Origin of the sequence: Parvibaculum sp. (assembly GCF_035511255.1) — a bacterium.
In the GTDB taxonomy this organism is placed as follows: Bacteria; Pseudomonadota; Alphaproteobacteria; order Parvibaculales; family Parvibaculaceae; genus Parvibaculum.
This window is the reverse complement of sequence record NZ_DATKFR010000454.1, coordinates 1-4006: the sequence shown is the minus strand read 5'-3', so window position 1 is coordinate 4006 and position 4006 is coordinate 1. Positions and strand designations below refer to the sequence as shown.

Below are 4006 nucleotides of genomic sequence, written 5' to 3'. Positions count from 1 at the left end.
GGGTACGAAGCTCGTTATCGACCTTAATACCGGCAAAAGCCGCATCGTCGGCGGCGCTGAAGCGGGCGCCGTAAAAAATGGCGCAACTGGCCGTGTCAAGGCACTTTTCCAGCCTCCGCCCAAAGAGAAAAAGTAAAAGTCTCTTGGTTAATGGCCTCATTTCATACAATTTTAATGCCAAGTGCCGTCTGATGATGGCGATTGAATGAGGACAGCCCATGTCGAACCGCGCCCACGCGTCCGCCGAGACGATGACCCGAGAGGGTCCGCGCCTTGCCGTGAGCAATCCGGGGCTTTCCGTCGAGAAGATCGGCAAGAGCTTCCGGCGGCGTCCGGTGGTTCGCGGTGTCAGCTTCGACGTCCATAGGGGCGAGGCCGTCGGCCTGCTTGGCCCCAACGGCGCCGGCAAGACGACCGTTTTCTACATGATCACTGGCCTCATCGCGCCCGATTACGGCTCGATCGCGCTGGACGGCACCGACATTACCAGCTTGCCCATGTATCGCCGCGCCCGGCTCGGCATCGGCTACCTGCCGCAGGAAGCCTCGATCTTCCGCGGGCTCACCGTCGAACAGAACATCCGAGCCGTCCTCGAAGTCGTCGAAAGCGACCGCGACCGGCGCGAGGCGGCGCTCGACGATCTCCTGGCCGAATTCTCGATCACGCATCTCCGCCGCACGCCGTCGGTCGCGCTGTCGGGCGGCGAACGCCGCCGCGTTGAAATCGCGCGCGCGCTGGCGACACAGCCTTCCTTCATGCTGCTCGACGAACCCTTCGCCGGCATCGACCCGATCGCCATCGGCGACATTCGCGATCTCGTCGCACATTTGAAGGACCGGGGTATCGGCGTTCTGATCACGGACCATAACGTGCGCGAGACGCTGGAGCTGATCGACCGCGCCGTCATCATTCACGACGGGCATGTACTCATGGAGGGCGCGCCCTCCGAAATCGTGGGCAACGAGGACGTCCGCCGCCTTTATCTCGGCGAACGGTTCTCTCTTTAGTGGCGTAAGGGCATGGGGCCGCAGCACACATGGCGCTAGCACCGCGGCTTGAACTCCGCCAGGGTCAGGCCCTGGTGATGACTCCCCAACTGCAGCAAGCGATCAAGCTTCTGCAGCTGTCGAATCTCGAACTCGCCGAATTCGTCGAACAAGAACTCGAGCGCAATCCGCTTCTCGAAGCGACGACTGCCGAACCCGACGTCGCCGAGCGCACCGCCGACATGCGCGAAGTCGAAAGCGATTTCGAACCGGCCCCCGTCAGCGAAACCGCCTTGACGCTGTCCGACGACGGCCCCCTGCCCGCGCGCGACGGCGACCTCGATACCGATTACGACAACGTCTATGCCGACGAGAGTCGCAGCGACGCCGCGAACGACGTCGCTGCGGACGCGCCCGGACCTCAAGGCTCGGACTGGCAGAACCTCAAGACCGGAAGCGGTGGAAGCGGAGACGGCGAGTTCAGCCTCGAAGCGACGCTGACCCGCGAGGCGACGCTTGGCGAACATCTGACCGAACAATTGAACATGGCGATCAAGGACGATCGCCGGCGCATGATCGGCGCCTATCTGATCGACCAGGTGAACGAGGCCGGCTACATCACGACAGATCTCTCGGAGATCGCCGATCGCATCGGTGCGCCGCTCGACGAGGTCGAGGGCGTCCTGAAGACGCTCCAGACCTTCGATCCGGCCGGCATCTGCGCGCGCAATCTCAAGGAGTGCCTCGCGATCCAGCTTCGCGAGCGCGACCGCCTCGATCCGACCATGCAGGTGTTTCTGGATCACCTCGAGCTTTTCGCGCGGCGCGATTTCGAGCTGCTGATGAAGCTCTGCGGCGCCGACCGCGAGGACATCGCCGGCATGGTCGAGGATATTCGCGGCTGCAATCCCAAGCCCGGCCTCGCCTTCGGTGGCGAACCCGCGGCGCCGGTCATTCCCGACGTCTTCGTGCGCCAGCGCGCGGATGGAAGCTGGGCGATCGAACTCAATTCGGAAACGCTGCCGCGCGTCCTCGTCAACCAGCAGTATTATGCCGAGGTGAGCAAGTTCTCCGCCGACCCGAAGGCCAAGGCCTATCTGTCGGAATGCCTCAACACCGCGAACTGGCTGGTGAAGAGCCTCGACCAGCGCGCCCGCACGATCCTCAAGGTCGCCTCCGAGATCGTCCGCCAGCAAGACGCTTTCCTGATCTACGGCATTCAGCATCTCCGGCCGCTCAACCTGAAGACGGTGGCCGATGCGATCTCGATGCATGAATCGACGGTCAGCCGCGTCACCGCCAACAAATACATCGCGACGCCGCGCGGCATCTTCGAGATGAAATATTTCTTCACCTCGTCGATCGCCTCCAGCGAAGGCGGCGAAGCGCATTCCGCCGAAGCGGTGCGGCACCGCATCAGGGACCTGATCGAGGCCGAACTGCCCGATGCCGTGCTTTCCGACGACAATATCGTCGACATCCTGAAACGGGCGGGAATCGACATTGCCCGCCGGACCGTCGCCAAGTATCGGGAAGCCATGAATATTCCCTCTTCCGTCCAGCGCAGGCGGGACAAGAAGGCCTATGCCTGAGGCCGGCGGGAGCATCTTTAAAACCGGGCGCGTTCGACCTATAGTTATGAAATAAAAGGGATTTCTCTCTCTGGAAGGAGCCAGTTGACACCCCCGGACCGGGCCACTAGGTTGCCACGCGCTCAACGCCCCCCGGGTTCGCCAGGGAGCGGGCGGAAACGGGGCAACAGAGCCGAGGCCGCCGATGCCAGCAAGGCAGGGCGGGCGCACCGAGGAAAGAAAGCTGGTACGCCAATATTGCGCCGGAGCCGAAGTTAGGTAAGCCACCGATTGTCAGCGCGACGTGACCCGGAAAGGTCTCTCATGCAAGTTCAGGTCAGCGGTCATCATCTCGACGTCGGAGATGCGCTCCGCACCCATGTCACCGAACGTCTCGATCTGAGCGTCGGGAAATATTTCGACAAACCGATCAACGGCGCCGTCGTCTTCACCAAGGAAGGCCACGAGTTCCGTGCCGATTGCTCGGTGCATCTGAATTCCGGCATGCACATGACGACGCAGGGCCGCGCGGTCGATCCCTATGCCGCCTTCGACGGCGCCATGGAACGGCTCGACAAGCGGCTGCGGCGCTACAAGAGCCGGCTCAAGAGTCACAGCAACAACCACAAGCCCACGCTGCCGGCCGAGTCCGTGCCTTCCTTCGTCATCGAGGCCGGCAATGAGCACGAAGAGGCGCCGGTCGACGGACAACCTGTCATCATCGCCGAGGGCACGACCTCGATCCCGCACCTCAGCGTCGGCGACGCGGTGATGCAGATGGACCTCATCGACGCGCAGTTCGTCGTCTTCCGCAATGGCGCGAGCGGCGGGTTGAACGTCGTCTACCGTCGCGAAGACGGCCATATCGGCTGGATCGACGCCGGCCGCGATCCGCAGAAGGCATGACGCACACCGTCGGGAGCGCCCGGCCCGTCCATCGCCATGACGAGCCCGGGCGGGGCACAACCGCAAGACAGGATCCGGACCATGGAGCTTGAAGATCTGGTGTCACCCGAGGGCGTGATCGCGCACCTCAAGGTCACCAGCAAAAAGCAGGCCTTGCAGGAACTTTCCGCGCGTGCCGCCGCGCTCACGGAGATTTCGGAGCGGGCGATCTTCGAGACGTTGCTCGAACGCGAGCGCCTGGGCTCGACCGGCGTCGGACAGGGCATTGCCATTCCCCACGGCAAGCTCGCGCAGTTGAAGAAACTCCATGGTCTTTTCGCGCGCCTCGAAACGCCGATCGACTTCGAGTCGGTCGACGACCAGCCCGTCGATCTCGTCTTTCTGCTGCTCGCCCCGGAAACAGCGGGTGCCGACCATCTGAAAGCGCTGGCGCGCATCTCGCGGCTGCTGCGCAATCCCGCCGTCGTCGAGAAGCTCCGCGCCAGCGACGATCCGGCGGCGCTCTTTGCGATCCTCACCGAACCTGTGAGCAACGCCGCCTGA

4 protein-coding genes are annotated in these 4006 nt (G+C 63.3%); all 4 read left to right on the top strand.

Annotated features, from left to right (window positions below):
- The first annotated feature begins 251 nt into the window (after positions 1 to 251).
- The 4 genes from lptB (at position 252) to ptsN (ending at position 4006) form a co-directional block, all read left to right on the top strand.
- Positions 252 to 1007, top strand: a complete 756-nt coding sequence (lptB, locus tag VMR03_RS16975; protein ID WP_325407314.1) for an LPS export ABC transporter ATP-binding protein — start codon at positions 252 to 254, stop codon at positions 1005 to 1007.
- A 29-nt stretch (positions 1008 to 1036) separates the two neighbouring features.
- The gene (rpoN, locus tag VMR03_RS16970) at positions 1037 to 2578 is read left to right on the top strand and encodes an RNA polymerase factor sigma-54 (protein WP_325407312.1); all 1542 of its coding nucleotides are present in this window, start codon (positions 1037 to 1039) and stop codon (positions 2576 to 2578) included.
- Positions 2579 to 2881: 303 nt separating this feature from the next.
- Positions 2882 to 3463 carry a ribosome hibernation-promoting factor, HPF/YfiA family gene (gene hpf, locus VMR03_RS16965; protein ID WP_325407310.1) on the top strand — a complete coding sequence of 194 codons (582 nt, stop codon included), beginning with the start codon at positions 2882 to 2884 and terminating at the stop codon, positions 3461 to 3463.
- 81 nt (positions 3464 to 3544) lie between these two features.
- Positions 3545 to 4006 carry a PTS IIA-like nitrogen regulatory protein PtsN gene (ptsN, locus tag VMR03_RS16960; RefSeq protein ID WP_325407308.1) on the top strand — a complete coding sequence of 154 codons (462 nt, stop codon included), beginning with the start codon at positions 3545 to 3547 and terminating at the stop codon, positions 4004 to 4006.

Coding starts and splice junctions, on each gene's coding strand:
- rpoN (WP_325407312.1), top strand. CDS start 1,037: ATGGCGCTAGCACCGCGGCTTGAACTCCGCCAGGGTCAGGCCCTGGTG.
- ptsN (WP_325407308.1), top strand. CDS start 3,545: ATGGAGCTTGAAGATCTGGTGTCACCCGAGGGCGTGATCGCGCACCTC.
- lptB (WP_325407314.1), top strand. CDS start 252: ATGACCCGAGAGGGTCCGCGCCTTGCCGTGAGCAATCCGGGGCTTTCC.
- hpf (WP_325407310.1), top strand. CDS start 2,882: ATGCAAGTTCAGGTCAGCGGTCATCATCTCGACGTCGGAGATGCGCTC.